At 37.4% G+C, this 17,017-nt stretch carries 12 protein-coding genes; 2 read left to right on the plus strand and 10 right to left on the minus strand.

Annotated features, from left to right (window positions below; genetic code table 11):
- Nucleotides 1–25: 25 nt before the first annotated feature.
- The 10 genes from JR347_RS09225 to JR347_RS09270 all read right to left on the minus strand — a co-directional run bounded on the left by JR347_RS09225 (nt 26) and on the right by JR347_RS09270 (nt 15,253).
- On the minus strand, nt 26–475 hold the full coding sequence (locus JR347_RS09225) for a hypothetical protein (RefSeq protein ID WP_205723762.1): 450 nt from the start codon (nt 473–475) through the stop codon (nt 26–28).
- 89 nt (nt 476–564) lie between these two features.
- Nucleotides 565–5,505, minus strand: a complete 4,941-nt coding sequence (locus JR347_RS09230; RefSeq protein ID WP_205723763.1) for a BspA family leucine-rich repeat surface protein — start codon at nt 5,503–5,505, stop codon at nt 565–567.
- Nucleotides 5,506–5,864: 359 nt separating this feature from the next.
- Nucleotides 5,865–6,314 carry a hypothetical protein gene (locus JR347_RS09235; protein WP_205723764.1) on the minus strand — a complete coding sequence of 150 codons (450 nt, stop codon included), beginning with the start codon at nt 6,312–6,314 and terminating at the stop codon, nt 5,865–5,867.
- A gap of 86 nt (nt 6,315–6,400) precedes the next feature.
- Nucleotides 6,401–9,997, minus strand: coding sequence for a T9SS type A sorting domain-containing protein (locus JR347_RS09240; protein WP_205723765.1), 3,597 nt, complete (start codon nt 9,995–9,997; stop codon nt 6,401–6,403).
- Between the two features lie 160 nt (nt 9,998–10,157).
- Nucleotides 10,158–11,801 carry a LuxR C-terminal-related transcriptional regulator gene (locus JR347_RS09245; protein ID WP_205723766.1) on the minus strand — a complete coding sequence of 548 codons (1,644 nt, stop codon included), beginning with the start codon at nt 11,799–11,801 and terminating at the stop codon, nt 10,158–10,160.
- A complete protein-coding gene (locus JR347_RS09250; RefSeq protein ID WP_205723767.1) occupies nt 11,782–13,314 on the minus strand; it encodes a helix-turn-helix domain-containing protein in 1,533 nt (510 codons plus the stop codon). The genes JR347_RS09245 and JR347_RS09250 overlap by 20 nt, the downstream gene beginning before the upstream one ends.
- Nucleotides 13,315–13,360: 46 nt before the next feature.
- Entirely contained in the window at nt 13,361–13,831 is a 471-nt protein-coding gene (locus tag JR347_RS09255; protein ID WP_205723768.1) for a hypothetical protein, read from the minus strand.
- Nucleotides 13,832–13,837: 6 nt separating this feature from the next.
- Complete coding sequence (locus tag JR347_RS09260; RefSeq protein WP_205723769.1) at nt 13,838–14,296, minus strand: SRPBCC domain-containing protein; 459 nt, start codon at nt 14,294–14,296, stop codon at nt 13,838–13,840.
- A 128-nt stretch (nt 14,297–14,424) separates the two neighbouring features.
- Nucleotides 14,425–14,739 (minus strand): SRPBCC domain-containing protein, encoded by a 315-nt coding sequence (locus JR347_RS09265; protein WP_317192619.1) that lies wholly within the window; start codon nt 14,737–14,739, stop codon nt 14,425–14,427.
- Between the two features lie 133 nt (nt 14,740–14,872).
- On the minus strand, nt 14,873–15,253 hold the full coding sequence (locus JR347_RS09270) for a DoxX family protein (protein ID WP_205723770.1): 381 nt from the start codon (nt 15,251–15,253) through the stop codon (nt 14,873–14,875).
- 183 nt (nt 15,254–15,436) lie between these two features.
- On the opposite strand from JR347_RS09270, the gene JR347_RS09275 reads away from it, so the two are divergent.
- Nucleotides 15,437–16,000 (plus strand): LemA family protein, encoded by a 564-nt coding sequence (locus JR347_RS09275; protein ID WP_205723771.1) that lies wholly within the window; start codon nt 15,437–15,439, stop codon nt 15,998–16,000.
- Nucleotides 16,000–16,962, plus strand: a complete 963-nt coding sequence (locus tag JR347_RS09280; RefSeq protein ID WP_205723772.1) for a M48 family metallopeptidase — start codon at nt 16,000–16,002, stop codon at nt 16,960–16,962. Before JR347_RS09275 ends, JR347_RS09280 begins: the two co-directional genes overlap by 1 nt.
- The last annotated feature ends 55 nt before the right edge of the window (nt 16,963–17,017 follow it).

Below are 17,017 nucleotides of genomic sequence, written 5' to 3' on the forward strand. Positions count from 1 at the left end.
GCAGGGGCTAACTGACATACACACACTATTCACTTACTAAGTGAAATTGGTATTCTCCGGAAACCGATTCTACTCGGCCTCCTGTAGGTACTGCAGCGGCAGTAAATGTTAAGGTTAAAGCATTAGAAGTAACACTCACAACTATTTGAGTATCACCATCTCTAAGGATCAGGCTTGGGTTATTGTCTATAAAATCCCAATTGCCTGATGGTTCCCAAACAGGACTCAGGCCATTTTCTGTAGTATAGGTTTTATTTCCAATATTTAGCTTAAACCCTGCAAACTGACTCGTCACATCAAAGCCATCTTTGGTGACTCCATCATTGCCCAATACCCAGTTGGTACCGTTGTTCTGAAGAGTTATTAATTGTTGATCTGTTTCGCTCGGTGTTGAATCAGAGTCGTCTTTGCAGCTTGTAAATGTCGCTACCCAGATAAAAACTATTGCTAATATGCTATATTTTATATTTTTCATGATTTTATATTTTAAGTTAGACCCACCCCTAACCCCTCCAGGGAGGGGAATAAGTCTCCTCTTGGGAGGAGATTTAGAGGTGGGTAATTTTATTGTTTAATAATTTTATGAGTTATTACACCCTGAGAATTTGAAATAAGTAAGAAGTAGATTCCATTATCTAATTGAGAAATGTCATTGCTTACATTTGGTCTTACTTCCATCACCTCCGATCCATTTAGGTTTAATAACCGAAGAGAAACATTCTCCTGTTGTGTTTGTACCGTTAACACATCTGAAGCAGGGTTCGGGTAAACAAGTAGGGCAGAGGCTGCTTCCTCAAAGCCAGTTACAGTGATTACTTCAAAAGTTTGTTCTACTGAAACTGCAGGAAGAAATTCTGCATCACCAGCCTGACTGGCACTCACTACCACTGTTCCTAAATCGGTAAACGAAACCACATTACCGCTCACCGTTGCAGGTCCACTTACAATATCAAAACTCACTGTTAAACCAGAGGATGCACTAGCCGAAAGTGTAACAGAACCAGCTTCGAAGAATTGACTTTCAATGGGTTCGAAGGTGATAGTTTGTTCGCTTCTATCTTCAACATCATTAATTGAAATAGTAAACTCCTTTTCAAAAGTACCACCGCGGCCATCATCTGTTTGAACTCTGATAGAATAAGATGCTTTTGTTTCGAAATCAAATGATTCTAAAGCAATTAAATCACTGCCCGATAGATCAAAAGAGGCATTGTCTGAGTCTCCTGTTCCTGCCACCAATGCATATGTATGTGTATCAGAAGCATCAACATCAGTTGTGCTGAAAGTGCCAACCACTGCATCAATGTCATTGTTTTCATCTATCGTATTGTTATCCAATGCAATATCAGAAGGAGCCGTGTTTTCTTCCCTTACAGTCACTGTCCATTCCTGAATAGCTGTCGGATTCTCAGCGGTAACTGTATAAACAAAATCACTGCTAAAATCCTGAGCTACGCCCGATGCTGGATTAGCTGATGCGCCAGCAGAAACTGTAAACGTAGGAGTGAGGTTAGTAAAATCAGTACCTGATACTACATCAATAACCACTGTATGATTTATATCGTCAATTATCGCATCGATAGCCTGTTCAGTAAAGCTGAAGGTTAAGATGTCATTGGTAGTATTACTACAATTGGTGCTGAAGTTGGCCGCCTCATCTACATCTGTGAAGTTGGCTTCTGCATAGGCCACATCGTCCACAGTTATGCAGGTAAGGTTAGGGTTATTTGTTGCATCAAAACTTTGAATATCTATATTATTACCATTGGCAATATTTAGCTCAGTGAGTTGATTGTCATTACAATCGAAATATTGTAAATCCGCATGTTGACTTAAATCTAAAGAGGTGATTTCATTACCTAAGCAAAACAGTTCAATCAAACTGGTATTATTGCTCACATCTAATTCAGTAAGTTGATTATTTTCGCAAAATAAGTATGCTAATGAGGCATTATTACTCAAATCAATTGATGTAAGTTGATTGTTGTCAAAACCCAAATCCACTAAAGCGGGACAATTAGTTACATCCAAGGACGTAAGTTGGTTAGAAGTAAGATCAACTTCTACTAAGGCAACATTGTTACTTAAATTTAAAGAACTGATTTGGTTATCTCTGATACTCAATACCGTTAATGCTGTATTTTGGCTAATATCTAAAGCAGTTAGTTGATTTTGAGAACAGAATAATCTGGTTATGTTAATAAAAGCCTCTATGCCAGTCAAGTCTGAAATAGACCCATTTGCTACATTAATAGTGCCTGTAAATGCCTCTGCCTCATCAAATGTTATTTCACCATCATCAATAGTATTGATGCTTGTATTGGCTAATAGAGCTGTTTTGAAATTAGTGTCAGGTATATGAACAGCGTTGCAGTTTGTACTGAATTCAGTTTGTGCATCAATATTTGTGAAATTCGCTTCAGCAAAAGCCACATCATCAACAGAAATGCAAGTCAAATTTGGATTGCTTGTAGTGTTAAAGTTAGATATAGAAACATTATTGCCATTTCTTAAGTCCAATTCATTAAAATCATTCTGCTCAATTCTTACAGTTGTCAAGTTTGGAAACATACTTAAGTCGAGGGCACCGGACAGGTTATTATTCTGAACAAACAATTGAACTAAACTTGAGCCTTCTAAGGTTAAAGACGTTAATCCCATACCAGAAGCTCTCAAAAATCGAAGATTCGGATTATCAGATAGGTCGAGCGTTGATATACTTAGCCCGCCAACCCTTAGATCGTCCAGGTTGGTAAGGCCTGATAAATTGATTGCTGTAATTGGATTGCCGTAGATAAAAAGGCCTTCGAGTAATGTGTTATTGGATACATTCAGATTTGAAATATTGCAACTGTATGCATGCAAGACAGTCAATTGATCATTAACAGATATGTTAAGCCCTGAAAGATTGGGGTTTCTATCCAACCTTAAATCTTCAAGTAATAGATTGTTGGATAAATCAATGCTAGTTATATCATTTTGATCGACCCAAAGTGTAGTTATTTGCCCATTATTACCCAGATCAATTTCTGTAAGTTGATTATTACTTAGTATTACCTCGATAAGAGTAGGGTTATTGCTCAAGTCTATCTCTGTCAAATCATTTCCGCTTAAAGAGAGATAATCCAAGGACTCATTATTAGTTAGATCAATTGAAGTGAGATTGTTGTTGTTAGCAGCTAATACATTAAGTGCTGTGAATGCTTCTATACCAGTTAAATCCGATATGTTCAGACCTGCTAATTGTAGGTTATTGATAACCTCTGCCTCCTGATAACTAATCTCAGTAGGATCACCATCTGTGTTGATTGATCCGTTTGCTAAAAGGGCTGCTTTAAAATTGGCATCAGGTATGTTGACGACACAATTTTCATTACCGTCATTGATTGTCCAGTTGTTTGGTCCTGCAAGTAGAGTGTTTCGTGCTGTTGAGCCCAAGCAGTAATCTACATTGAGTGCTCCTAAAGTTACATTGGGTTGTACTGTTTGAGCTGCCCAACCCTGAAGAATTTTATCATAGTTGATTTGAGAAAGTCCGCTGTCATCAAACATGTTTGGCATATGTGTTACACTGCTGATATCCCAACTACTCAAATCCTGATTAAAGGCGGAAGCATCATGAAACATTTCATCCATTCGTACAGCATTACTTACGTTCCATCCGCTTATGTCCTGATTGAAAGAAGAAGCTTCATGAAACATACTATTTATATTAATGGCTTTGCTCATGTTCCAACCAGATAAGTCTTGATTAAATGAGGTTGCTTTGTAAAACATATAATTCGCACGTTCAAGATTACTTACATCCCAACCAGATATATCCTGATTAAATATGACGGCTTCTTGGAACATACCTTGCATAATAGTGACATTCGAAGTGTTCCAGTCAGAAATGTCTTGATTAAAGATGGTGGCACCATGGAATGTTCTGATCATTTCAGTGATGGTAGAAGTGTCCCAATTACTAACATCTCCATTGAAATTTGAACAGCTGGTAAAGGTTCGTTCTAAGGAGGTAACGTTTGACAAATTTGGAGCATCTGTTGCATCACTTGTAAGGTTAGTGCAGCCTCCAAAGGAAGCTTCCATGGAAGACCATTTAATATCACCCCATTGCTCTATCGTTAGAAGTTTTTCTTTATCTCCACCAAAGTTGAAATAGATGTGAGGAAAATCCCCAGAAATCTGAACGGTGTATGTACCGGCACTGGCATAGGTATGAGTAATGCTGCCATTAACTCCAGTGTCACTGCTTCCATCTCCCCAGTCCACATCATAATTATAGATTACACCACCTTTTACAGGAATCGTAATTTGGTTAGCAGCAGATGTACCTGGATTATCGGTTTTCCATGTAGTTATAAAGGGTAGACATTCTTGCCCTGCATCTGTAAATACCCATCCATGATCGTTGATGAGATTATCTCGCTCCGTGCTTGAATGACAAAAACTAGTGCCACTTGCTCCAAATTGAACACCAGACTGAACTGACTGGGGTGCCCATCCGACTAAAAGATTATCATAGTTGGTGGTTGATAAACCAGAGTTATTAAACATTTCAGTCATGTTGGTTATGGTAGACACATCCCAACCTGCTAAATTCTGATCGAAATTATCTGCAAATGAAAACATGGAAGCAGTGTTTGTTACTCCATTCATATCAAACCCTGATACATCACCATTAAAAGAGCTATTATCAAAGAACATTGCAGACATATTAGTTGCGGCTGTTGTGATCCATGTTGTTAAGTCTTGATTAAAACCACTTTCTCTAAACATGTGAGAGAAGTTTGAGGCATTAGATACATCCCATTCATCAAGTGGTTGGTCGAAGGATGTTGCTTGTCTGAACATCATTTCGAAATTTGATACATTCGAAACATCCCAATCATTTAAATTTTGATTAAAAGCACTTGCGTATGCAAACATGTAAGACATATTATTAACGTTGCTTACATCCCAATTGGAAATATCTCCATTAAAGCTGCTCGCACGGAAAAACGTTGCGTACATTATGGAAACGTTGCTCACATCCCAATTATTAAGGTCGCCATTGAATGATGAAGCTTTTGAGAACATGCCTTGGATGGTTGATACATTTGTTAAGTTAGGAGCATCAGACGCATTACTAGTTACATTCGAGCATCCAAAAAATGCATTCATCATACTGGTCCATTCAATAGCCCCCCACTGCTCAATGGTCAAGATTTTGTCTTTATCTCCGGAATCATTAAAATATATTCTAGGAAAGTCACCCGAGATTGAAAGAGTGTAAATACCCGGTGAAGTATAAGTATGAGTTATATTGCCTGTAACACCCGCATCACTGGAGCCATCACCCCAATTCACAGTGTAGTTATAACCAGTGCCAGTGGTGGGAATGGTTATCTGATTATCATTAGAAGAACCGGGATTGTCCGTCTTCCAGGTGGTTACAAAGGCCTGACTTTGAGCCAGTCCATATGTTACCAATAGCATAAATAAAGTGTGTGTAAACTTGTTCATGGTTATAGGGTTTAATTAAAAATCATCCATGAAGTACACTTATTATTATGTCCATTTACCTAGACTCTAGGGCTAGTTTTGTACCTACCCACCCGGGTAGTTTTTATATAATCTTGGTATAATTATATAACCACATGCAAAAGTGAAGTAAAAGAAGATTAGTTTAGTATTTGAAGCAATGACTTATTATTCCTTTATACAAAGAATGAAATATACATTAATGGGTAAGGTGCTTGTTTACCTGGTTAAGAAATAACTTGGAAGTGATGCAAGTAACTAGTAGGGGAAGAAGAGAGGAATTGTCAAAAGAATATCAGCACCCCCACCCAAACAGGCAGAGGCTAGCTGACATACACACACTATTCACTTACCAAGTGAAATTGGTATTCTCCGGAAACCGATTCTACTCGGCCACCTGTTGGTACTGCATCGGCAGTAAATGTTAAGGTTAACGCATTAGAAGTAACACTCACTACTATCTGAGTATCACCATCTCTTAGAATTAGGCTTGGGTTATTGTCTATAAAATCCCAGTTGCCTGATGGTTCCCAAACAGGGCTTAGACCATTTTCTGTGGTATAGGTTTTATTTCCAATATTTAGCTTAAATCCTGCAAACTGACTGGTTACATCAAAACCATCTTTGGTTACTCCGTCACTACCCAATACCCAGTTGGTACCGTTGTTTTGAAGTGTTATTAATTGTTGATCTGTTTCGCTTGGTGTTGATTCAGAGTCGTCTTTGCAACTCGTAAATGTCGCCACCCAGATAAAAACTATTGCTAATATGCTATATTTTATATTTTTCATGATTTTATATTTTAAGTGGACCCATCTCTAAATCACCTCCCGAGAGGAGACTTATTCCCCTCCTTGGAGGGGTTAGGGGTGGGTATTTATTTTTTAATGATTTTATGAGTAGTTACGCCTTGTGCATCAGAAATTCTCAGAAAGTAGATTCCATTATCTAATTGAGAAATATCATTACCCACATTTGGTCTAACTTCCATAATTTCTGCTCCTTGAATATTCAGTAAACTGAGCGTGATATTCTCTCGTTGCGTTTGAACTGTAATCAAATTAGAAGCAGGGTTCGGGTAAACAAGTAGGACAGAGGCTGCTTCCTCAAAGCCAGTTACAGTAATTACTTCAAAAGTTTGTTCTACTGAAACTGCAGGAAGAAATTCTGAATCACCAGCCTGACTGGCACTAACTACCACCGTTCCTAAATCTGTGAAAGTAACTACATTACCACTAACCGTTGCAGCTCCGCTTACAATATCAAAACTCACTGTTAAACCAGAAGAGGAACTAGCCGAAAGTGTAACAGAACCAGCTTCGAAAAATTGACTTTCAATGGGTTCGAAGGTGATAGTTTGTTCCCTTCTGTCTTCAACATCATTAATTGAAATAGTAAACTCTTTTTCAAAAGTACCGCCACGACCATCATCCGTTTGTACTCTGATTGAGTAGCTTGATTTAGTCTCAAAATCAAAAGATTCTAATGCGATTAAATCACTGCCGGAAATATCGAAAGAGGCATTGTCAGTATCGCCTGATCCTACTACTAATGAATAGGTATGTGTATCAGAAGCATCAACATCAGTTGTGCTGAAAGTGCCAATGACTGCATCAATGTCATTGTTTTCATCTATCGTATTGTTATCCAATGCAATATCAGAAGGAGCCGTGTTTTCTTCCCTTACAGTCACTGTCCATTCCTGAATGGCGGTTGGGTTTTCAGCGGTGATAGTGTAAACAAAAGCACTACTAAAATCCTGAGCAACACCAGATGCCGGATTTACCGAAGCACCTGCAGAAACGGTGAAAGTAGGAGTAAGATTGCTAAAGTCCGTACCTGATACTACATCAATAACCACCGTATGATTCTCTGTATCAATGATGGCATCTATAACTTGTTCTGTAAAGCTGAAAGTTAAGATGTCATTGGCAGTATTATTACAGTTGGTGCTGAAGTTGGCCGCCTCGTCCACATCTGTGAAATTGGCTTCTGCATAGGCCACATCGTCCACAGTTATGCAGGTAAGGTTAGGGTTATTAGTTGCATCAAAACTTTGAATGTCTACATTATTACCATTGGCAATATTTAGCTCAGTGAGTTGATTGTCATTACAATCGAAATATTGTAAATCCGCATGTTGACTCAAATCTAAAGAGGTGATTTCATTACCTAAGCAAAACAGTTCAATCAAACTGGTATTATTGCTCACATCTAATTCAGTAAGTTGATTATTTTCGCAAAATAAGTATGCTAATGAGGCATTATTACTCAAATCAATTGATGTAAGTTGATTGTTGTCAAAACCCAAATCCACTAAAGCGGGACAATTAGTTACATCCAAGGACGTAAGTTGGTTAGAGGTAAGATCAACTTCTTCTAAGGCAACATTGTTACTTAAATTTAAAGAACTGATTTGGTTATCTCTGATACTCAATAACGTTAATGCTGTGTTTTGACTAATATCCAAAGCAGTTAGTTGATTTTGAGAACAGAATAATCGGGTTATGTTAATAAAAGCCTCTATGCCAGTCAAGTCTGAAATAGACCCATTTGCTACATTTATAGTTCCAGTAAAAGCTTCTGCCTCACTGCACTGTATTTCACTATCCCCATTTGTATTAATTGATATGTTTCCTACCAAATAAGCTTTAAAATTAGCATCCGGAATATCAATCATACACAATACTGAAGTACAATCCTCACTGTAGCTTGCCCATGAATCTTTTTCTGGCCAGTTGGAAGAGCTGTAAGAAGCATCGTCTACTTGTATGCAGGTAAGGTTGGGGTTATTGGTGGCATAAAAGTTTACGAAATTAGTGTTGTTTCCATTGGCGATATTTAATTGGGTAAGTTGATTATTATTACAATATAATTCGATTAAGTCTGTATTCTGACTCACATCCAAAGTTGTGAGTTGGTTATTGCGGCTCCTCAAGTAAGTTAATCCTGTGTTATGGCTCACATCTAAAGAAGTAAACTGATTAAAAGAAACATCCAGAGATTCTAATGCCGTGTTTTGAGTTATATCCAGCGAAGTAAGTTGGTTACTTCCACAGCTCAAAAAAGTTAAGTTTGCATTCTGGCTCACGTTTAGAGAAGTAAGTTGGTTACTTCCACAGCTCAAAAAAGTTAAGTTTGCATTCTGGCTCACGTTTAGGGAAGTAAGCTGGTTATTTTCGCAAGCTAACATATTTAAAGCAGTAAAAGCCTCTATACCTGTAAGATCTGTTATGGATTGGAATGATACAATGATACTCCCACTGAAGCTACTTGCCTCATCACATTGTATTTCGCCATCACCATTAGTATTAATCGAGGTGTTACCGACTAAATAAGATTTAAAATTTGCATCCGGGATATCAATCGTGCACCATGCAGCGCTGCAATCTTCACTAAAGTCAGCCCCCGCATCAATGTCTGTCCAGTTAGTAGTACTGTAGGCGGCATCATCAACCTGTATGCAGGTAAGGTTAGGGTTATTTTGGGCTCTGAAATCTGTGAAATTTAAGTTATTCCCATTGGCGACATTTAGGCTTTCTAATTGATTATTCTCACAATATAAATTAGTTAAACTTGAATTTTGGCTCACATCCATTTCAGTTAGCAAATTATTACCACATCGTAAATCAACTAAGCTGGCATGTTGTGATACATCCAAAGTAGTAAGCTCATTGTTCTGGCAAAACAATTGAGTTAGGTCTAAATTGTTGCTTACATCCAATGAGGTCAATTGGTTGTTATAGCACCTCAGTTGAGTTAAGGATGTGTTGTTGCTCACATCCAAGGATGTTAATTCATTGCTGAAGCAGTGAAGCACACTTAAGTTGGGCTGATTGCTCACATCTAATGTTGAAAGTTGATTATTATTACATATCAAGGAAATTAAAGATGTATTATTACTGATATCTAGTGAAGTAATAGGATTAGTATTGACGTACAAATACTCTAAATCGGAATTGGAGCTAACATCAAAAGTAGAAATTTGATTATTTCCCGCATTTAACCAAGTTAGTTTGGTATTATTACTAACATCTAATGCAGTAAGTTGATTGTTATAACAGAGAAGAAAGGTCAATTCCGTATTATTACTCACATCCAAAGATGTAAGTTGGTTGGAGTAACAGCTAAGGCTGGTTAGTGATGTAAATGCCTCAATCCCTGTTAGGTCAGAAATGTTCAAAAAGTTACAATCGATCAATCCGGTAAACGCACTGGCTTCACTCACTTGAATTTCAGTGTCACCATTAGTATTGATAGCTGTATTTCCTACCAAATAAGCTTTAAAGTTGGCATCAGGAATATTAACATTCTGTGCTAATACACTCGACATGCATAGCAAGGCAGTGAGTAATGAGAGAATTATTCTCTTTGTAAAAAGTTTGTTGAAAATACCTTCATGAAATATATGATTACGGGCTAGGCCTCTCATCATATATGTCACTAATAAATTTGTGTGTGTAATTTTTTTCATGACAATTTGGGTTAGTTATATAATTGCCATGAAGTACACTTATTATTATGTCCATTTACCTAGACTCTAGGGCTAGTTTTGTACCTACCCACCCGGGTAGTTTTTATATAATCTTAAAATAGTTACATGAATACTGTGTAGAGTGAACGGTACTCAGAATTTATCTGCCAGATTTAATGGCGAATTGCAATGCTTCCTTGCGGCTGGTTACACCTATTTTATCGTAGATTTTTTTGAGGTGGAACTTAACAGTATTCACCGAAACAAAGGTTTTTTCAGCGATCTCGCTGTTGCTCATGTCACTGAGGGCGAGGTTTAATATCTCAGCCTCTCTTTCAGTTAATGGGTTTTCAAGTTCTTTATTAAGCTTATCGATGTTTAAACCGGAAGTGTCACCCTCTAAAGCCACTTTAATTTGATTTCTAAGGTCATTAATCTCTGCGGTTAGAAGCTTTTGTTTGAGCTTTTGTCTGGAAATGATAACCCAAACAATAACGATTAAAGAAATTAAAATGATTACAAATATGACCGCGGTAAGTATGTATTGAGTACGTTGGCTAGCCAATTGTTCTTTGTTATAAATATTTTCTAAAGCCAATAATTCATTTTCCTGCTCTTTTTTGTACACCTCATACTTTATCTCGAGAAGTGAAACAGCTTTTTTATTATTGATATTGATAATAGAATCCTGCAGTTGTTGAAAAGAATTTAAAGCGGCTAATGCGTCATAAGGTTGATTGCTCAGTTTAAATGCCTGGGATTGTAATTTGTAAGTATCTCTTAATTCTACAAGTAATTGCTTATTAGTGCATAGCGCTATATTTTCTCTGCTAATCTGAAGTGCCATCCTGGCATTTTTTTGTGCCAGATATGCTTTAATGAGCGTTAAGTTGGTTGCGGCAATGTGTAGAGTTTCATCTTTTGTTAACAGATATTGACGAGCCTGGCTTGCTAAGGTGATGGCGCGCTCATATTCCTTTGTTTTTAGATGATATTGTGACAAATCGTTCCTTCTTAGTGCAACATGAATACTGTCATTCATGTCTAAGTGCTGGGTTAGCGATAAGTTTAGGTAATGATTCGCGCTGTCTAAAATGTTCATAGCCAGGTAAGTTTTACCTAATACACCCTGACGCAATGCTAAACTGTTTGGGTTGCCACTACTTAATTCAAGCAGTTCGATTGACTCCTTGATGTCTTCTATAGCTTCAGCATAGTCGCCAAGAGTTATTTTTAAATCAGCGATGTTTCTCAAATCAAAGCCTATTCCGGCAGTATCTTTCAAAGCCAGGTCTATGTTATAGGCCTTCATATGATATTCTGTTGCTTCATCAATATCACCAAGCTTCCCATAAATAAGTCCGAGATTAGCATATTGGCCTGCTATCTCCGTTGAGTCACCTAAGTTTTGAGCTAACTTCAGCGCAATAAGGTATTGAAGGAGGGCCTTATCATAGATGCCTAATTCTCGATAACAAAATCCTGCATGGCTAACACATTCTAAATAGCGTAGGATGCTTTTTGGACTGATTTGCTCATGAATATCTATCGCATTTTGGTAATACTGTAATGACTTATCAATATCATTTAAATAGTAGTAGGCATCAGCTTGCAGTTGAATAAGTCTGGCTTTATCAACTAAGTTTTTAGCATTATTTAATTGATGATTAGCTTGTTCTATTGCTTCACTGTATTCAGAATTTTTGATGAGTTGTTCAACTTCATCGATACCCTGAGCATTAAGCGCTTGAGTTACAATGAAGAGCAATAAAAAAACACTAATCTTATGAAGATTTAACCACATACTCCAAGGCTTCTTTTTTGTTGGCAACTCCGAGTTTTTGATAAATATTGCTCAAATGAAATTTAACCGTGTGAATCGACACAAATAGTGTATCAGCAATTTCTTTATTGGCTTTGCCTTGCATCACTAGTTTAAGAGCTTCCAGTTCCCTTTCCGTAAGGGGTGTATTAATCTTTTCGTTAATGGTATCTACTTCCAACTCTTCATAAATGGCATCGCCAGCTTGAATTTCTACAATTCGTTTTCTAAGGGCATCTAGCTGAAATTCTTGCTGTAATTTTTCTGCGTGTAACTTTTTGTTTCGTTGTGTGAAATAAACAGCAACAATGGCAAGCAGCATAATTCCGATAATAAACAAGCCAATTGTTTGATTTCTGGCTTTGGCAAGACTCAATTCTTTCAGGTTGTTTTCAAGTTTTAATTTTTCGATCTCAGCCTCTTTCCTGGCAGTTTCGTATTGTGTTTGCAATTCATAAACACGGTTTACCATATTGGTATTCTTAATGGTATCGTTCAGCGCATAAATTTCATCTTGTAATTGAATAGCTTCCTTTAAATTGCCTTTTTTCATCGCTAATTCTTTCGCTAAAAGTTTGAGGCTTTTTACTTCCTGCAAGTCTTGTTGCTTGGTAAAAAGTGGCGCTGCTTGCTCAATTAATTTTTGTGCCCCGGTTAAATTATTGGTGCCTAAGGCGTGTTCAATTTTTTGCAGATATAATCCTTGATACTTATAGCCAAACTTGTTTAAGATTACTTCAGCTGAATCGAGATGCTTCTTAGCTAAGTCATAATTTTTAAGAAATAAATGCGTAGTAGCAATGTTTACATAATTAACCCCAAGGGCTATGGAGTCTTTTCCTTCTTTAAGGATTAATCGTCTCGTTTTATCAAGGCTTTTTAATGCTGCCTCATATTCACCAAGGCCATTTTGATAATTTCCAATTTTCATATGGCTTCTTGGGCGTATAACACCTGTTTTGTCAGATATCTCTTCGGATTTAAGAGCATACTCAAGAGCAAGTGGTAAGTTTTCCAGCTTATTGTAAATGCCGGCAATATTGCCTAACAATGATATTTGAAATTCTGCATTGTTTAGCTTATAACTTATATCCAGAGCTTTTTCGTAATACTCAAGTGCTATGTGATAAAAACTTTTAGCCCAGTTTATGTTACCATAAGCACGGAGTATTTGTATTTCTATCATGGGATGCTCATCTTTTGGCAGTACTTCACTGGCCTTATCCATAAAGTATAGCGCTGAGTCAAACTTTGATAACTGGCCGTAAGCAGACCCTTTGTAGTAGTAGAGATAGGATTTAAGAGAGTCCTCGGCAACTTCCTCAATTTTTAATTTATTGACAATTTCAATTACCGTGTTTGGGTTTCTGGTTGTCAGAATCTCATTGTAAATATCTATTGGTTTACTCGTGCTCTCATTTTGAGGTTGTCCTTGGCACAATGCACTAAAACATGTCGCGAGTAATGCGATCGCAATAATCAGAACTCTCAGCATAATAAAAATAGTGTGTGTAACTACTAATATATTATGCTTTATTCAATTAAAGAAGATAACTGGAATAATAGACGACACTTACCACTGCTAATGTTTTTAAATACTGGCTCACTAATTTTTTGTATAGTTCAGACTCTCTGTTTGAGGATTTAACAATGATAAGCCCCATAGTTATACCAAAAGTTACTCCGCCAATCCATAGCATTTCAGAATAGCCCGGTAATGAAAGCATAAGGAAAAGAACACCTATCACCAATATCGCAGAGCCAACACCACCAAACTTTACGATAATTTTATCAAGTGTACTGTCAGAATCAATGGGTTGATATCCTCTTAAAAAGCAGACAACGGCATAAGTGGAAAGTGAGATCATAAGTAGTTCAGGGGTGCCTTGCAAGTGCAGCATTTTGAAAACAATACTCACTAATACCAACACTAAACTTATCAATTCAACTTTAGGTAAGATTACTTCAAAAAGTAAATCCTTAAACCCTTTCTTTTCTTCGCTTTCGTTCATATTATATTAATTTTCTGCTAGTTCCTTCAGTTTGGTAAAAGCCTTCGGCCAGGTTTCATCAAAATAGGATGCATATTCATCTGCAGTATCAACTTCAACAGTTAATGTTGTTATGCCATTGCTTTCCTCAAATTTATAGTTTTCATGTCCACCTGCCCATTGTTCAACTTGTGGCCCTTCCGTTATTTCTTTATCGCCTTGCAATATTCCGTAATGCCTGATCGAAACAAATTTGCCAGGTGCGTTCTCTACAATTTCAGAAACCATTCCGCCTTTGTTTCCATTCTCATCGGTTCCAACAAAATGTATTTTTGAGCCTTTATCCCAACTGCCTTCATACGTGGAAGTGGGATTAAATTCTGCCGTCCATTGCTCATAGGTCTTTTTATTATCCAGACCTAACATGACCCGATATACTTTATCAGCCTGAGCTTTTATTGAGGTTTGATAGGTTAGCTTTTTCATGATTTGTAAGTTGAACTACGAATTTAACTAAAGACCCTCTGTATATTTCTTAAAGCTATTTAAAATTGCTTGCCAGCCGTCTCGTTGCATTTCAATTGGGTTCTCGTCTTCAGGGTCGAATGTCACACTTATATATGAGTGCCGTTTCCTTCATCTTTTAACAAAACATCAACCACACGGCCATCTTCCATTGTATAAGTGTACGATTTGTTGGGGGTTACTTCTGAGTAGGTGGCAATAAAATCAAAGCCCCAACTGCCATCTTTGGCCTCCATTCGCGCGTTAAATTGGCCACCTACCTTCAAATCATTCTTTGCAGATGGACAATGCCAGTCATCTGAAGCAAAGTTCCATTTAGTGATGTGTTCTGGCGAAGTATAGCATTCCCAAACCTTGTTTCTGGGTGCAGCAACCTGGGCTTGAATAGTGATTTTTTCTGACATAGGCTTGCGATTTAATTATTAATTAGTGGTAAGTACTTTTCTCTATTTTCATAAATTTTTTAAAACGTAGGAAACCTCCTAGGTTTAATTTTCTCACAGCAGATAAACCTAGGAGGTTTTTTCAGTAAGTTTTTCAACGAGAAATCATTGGCATATACCTTTCTCTGTTTTCATAAATCGCCCAAATATTAATGGCGAAGAATACAGAAGCCAATATCAAACCGGATGGCGCAACTGTTAAATGCACAATCATAATCCCAATCATAATAGGGAAGAGCACAATAGCTCCTAATGGCCTTGTTCTGGCAAAAATGAAAAGTATGCCTCCAAGGGCTTCTACAATTCCAATAAGTGGCATTAGCCAGAATATCTCTTCGAAAGCTGCATTCATCTGCTGTACTTTTTCAGGAAGGTCCTCTGGAACGGGGATGTAGTTGAATAATTTATTAAGCCCAGCGTTAATAAACATTAAGCTAAACAACAGGTAGACAACAAAAAGGATTTTAGATTTCATCTTATTAAAAGTGTTTTGATTTTAAGACAAGATAATAGGAATCAATATTAATTGCTATAGCCTGTTCTTTGACTTTGTACACAAATTGAATTTTGGAAATATTACAGCAAGCCTACTTTTTACCTAAGCATAAAAACAGAAACGATAATTCATTATATTTATCTCGCTTTAAATCAAACAACCATGGAAATGTTTATTGGAATAGGAATAGCTGCTTTACTCGTAATATGGGTCGTAAGTATTTATAACCGCCTTGTTAAGCTTAGAAATAACCGTGAAAATGCCTTTGCAGATATTGATGTGCAACTGAAGCAACGCCATGATTTGATACCTCAATTGGTAGATACCGTACGCGGTTATATGAAACACGAAAACGAGGTGCTTACCCGAGTAACTGAGGCGCGTGCTGCGGCCATGGGGGCAAATACCATTAATGATAAAATTGGTGCTGAAAATATGCTCACCAATGCTTTGAGTGGATTAAAAGTGGCCGTAGAAGCTTATCCCGATCTTAAAGCTAGCTCAAATTTCAGCAACCTTCAGGCTGAAATCTCAGATGTGGAGAATAAGCTGGCTGCAGTAAGAAGATATTTCAATTCAGCTACTAAGGAATTGAACAATGCTGTACAGACATTTCCGTCAAATGTTTTTGCAGGTATGTTTGGCTTCAAGAAAGAACCAATGTTTGAAATTGCTGCTGAGGATAGAAAAGCACACGAAACCGCTCCCAAGATAAGTTTTGATTGATGCAATACGTAGGAGTACAAACTCAAATTTGGCGAAATAATCGTCATTCCATATTACTTTTAATTGGGTTTCCTGTATTGCTTTTAGGCATGGTTTGGAGCATCATTCTCATCCTAAATAAAGATGAAATTGGCGCCCTTGATCTTGCTAATCAATATTTTCTCATCGCTGCACCTTATGTAATAGCCGGGGTCACCATCTGGTTTTTAATTGCCTGGGTTGCACAAGGCGCCATGATTCGCAAAGCAACAGGTGCGAAGCCATTGGAAAGAAAAGAAAATATGCGGGTGTATAATTTGGTGGAAAATCTGGCCATGTCTCGCGGAATGCGCACTCCTAAAATTAACATTATCGAAGATGATTCGCTTAACGCCTTTGCCAGCGGACTCACTGAGAAAAATTATACCATAACCCTGTCGAGTGGCATTATTAATAAGCTTGACGATAAGGAGTTGGAAGCTGTAATTGCTCATGAATTAACTCATATAATCAATAAGGATGTTAGGTTGTTAGTAATCTCCATCATATTCGTTGGCATATTCTCTTTCATTGCCGAAGGTTTGATGCGTACATTTTTGCGCAGTTCAACAAGACGAAGCTCAAGTTCTTCTTCCAATGGGAAAAAGGGTAAAGGTGGTGGAGGAGGTATCGCGCTCATTGTAATAGTAGTTCTGGTGAGTTATCTTATCTCTTTACTAATTCGGTTTTCCATCTCCAGAAAAAGGGAATTTATGGCTGATGCCGGAGCGGTTGAGTTGACAAAAAATCCTCAAGCGCTGGCTAGTGCGTTACGCAAAATTTCAGAAGATCCGCTTATTGAAGCGGTAAGAAGAGACGATGTGGCACAAATGTTTATTGAGCACCCCAAGAAGAAGAAAACATCCTTTTTCTCATTTTTCACTACTCTGTTTGCTACTCACCCACCTATTGAAAAACGTATTGAAACGCTGGAACAGTTTTAAATAGAGGTATCATATCTGTGCCAATAGTTCACAATGGAATTTTTATAATGTTATT

It is taken from the genome of Fulvivirga lutea, assembly GCF_017068455.1.
In the GTDB taxonomy this organism is placed as follows: domain Bacteria; phylum Bacteroidota; class Bacteroidia; order Cytophagales; family Cyclobacteriaceae; genus Fulvivirga; species Fulvivirga lutea.

Bases quoted from the DNA above. Each gene is read 5' to 3' on its own strand.
- JR347_RS09225 (WP_205723762.1), bottom strand. From the start codon at position 475: ATGAAAAATATAAAATATAGCATATTAGCAATAGTTTTTATCTGGGTA.
- JR347_RS09230 (WP_205723763.1), bottom strand. From the start codon at position 5,505: ATGAACAAGTTTACACACACTTTATTTATGCTATTGGTAACATATGGA.
- JR347_RS09235 (WP_205723764.1), bottom strand. From the start codon at position 6,314: ATGAAAAATATAAAATATAGCATATTAGCAATAGTTTTTATCTGGGTG.
- JR347_RS09240 (WP_205723765.1), bottom strand. From the start codon at position 9,997: ATGAAAAAAATTACACACACAAATTTATTAGTGACATATATGATGAGA.
- JR347_RS09245 (WP_205723766.1), bottom strand. From the start codon at position 11,801: ATGTGGTTAAATCTTCATAAGATTAGTGTTTTTTTATTGCTCTTCATT.
- JR347_RS09250 (WP_205723767.1), bottom strand. From the start codon at position 13,314: ATGCTGAGAGTTCTGATTATTGCGATCGCATTACTCGCGACATGTTTT.
- JR347_RS09255 (WP_205723768.1), bottom strand. From the start codon at position 13,831: ATGAACGAAAGCGAAGAAAAGAAAGGGTTTAAGGATTTACTTTTTGAA.
- JR347_RS09260 (WP_205723769.1), bottom strand. From the start codon at position 14,296: ATGAAAAAGCTAACCTATCAAACCTCAATAAAAGCTCAGGCTGATAAA.
- JR347_RS09265 (WP_317192619.1), bottom strand. From the start codon at position 14,739: ATGTCAGAAAAAATCACTATTCAAGCCCAGGTTGCTGCACCCAGAAAC.
- JR347_RS09270 (WP_205723770.1), bottom strand. From the start codon at position 15,253: ATGAAATCTAAAATCCTTTTTGTTGTCTACCTGTTGTTTAGCTTAATG.
- JR347_RS09275 (WP_205723771.1), top strand. From the start codon at position 15,437: ATGGAAATGTTTATTGGAATAGGAATAGCTGCTTTACTCGTAATATGG.
- JR347_RS09280 (WP_205723772.1), top strand. From the start codon at position 16,000: ATGCAATACGTAGGAGTACAAACTCAAATTTGGCGAAATAATCGTCAT.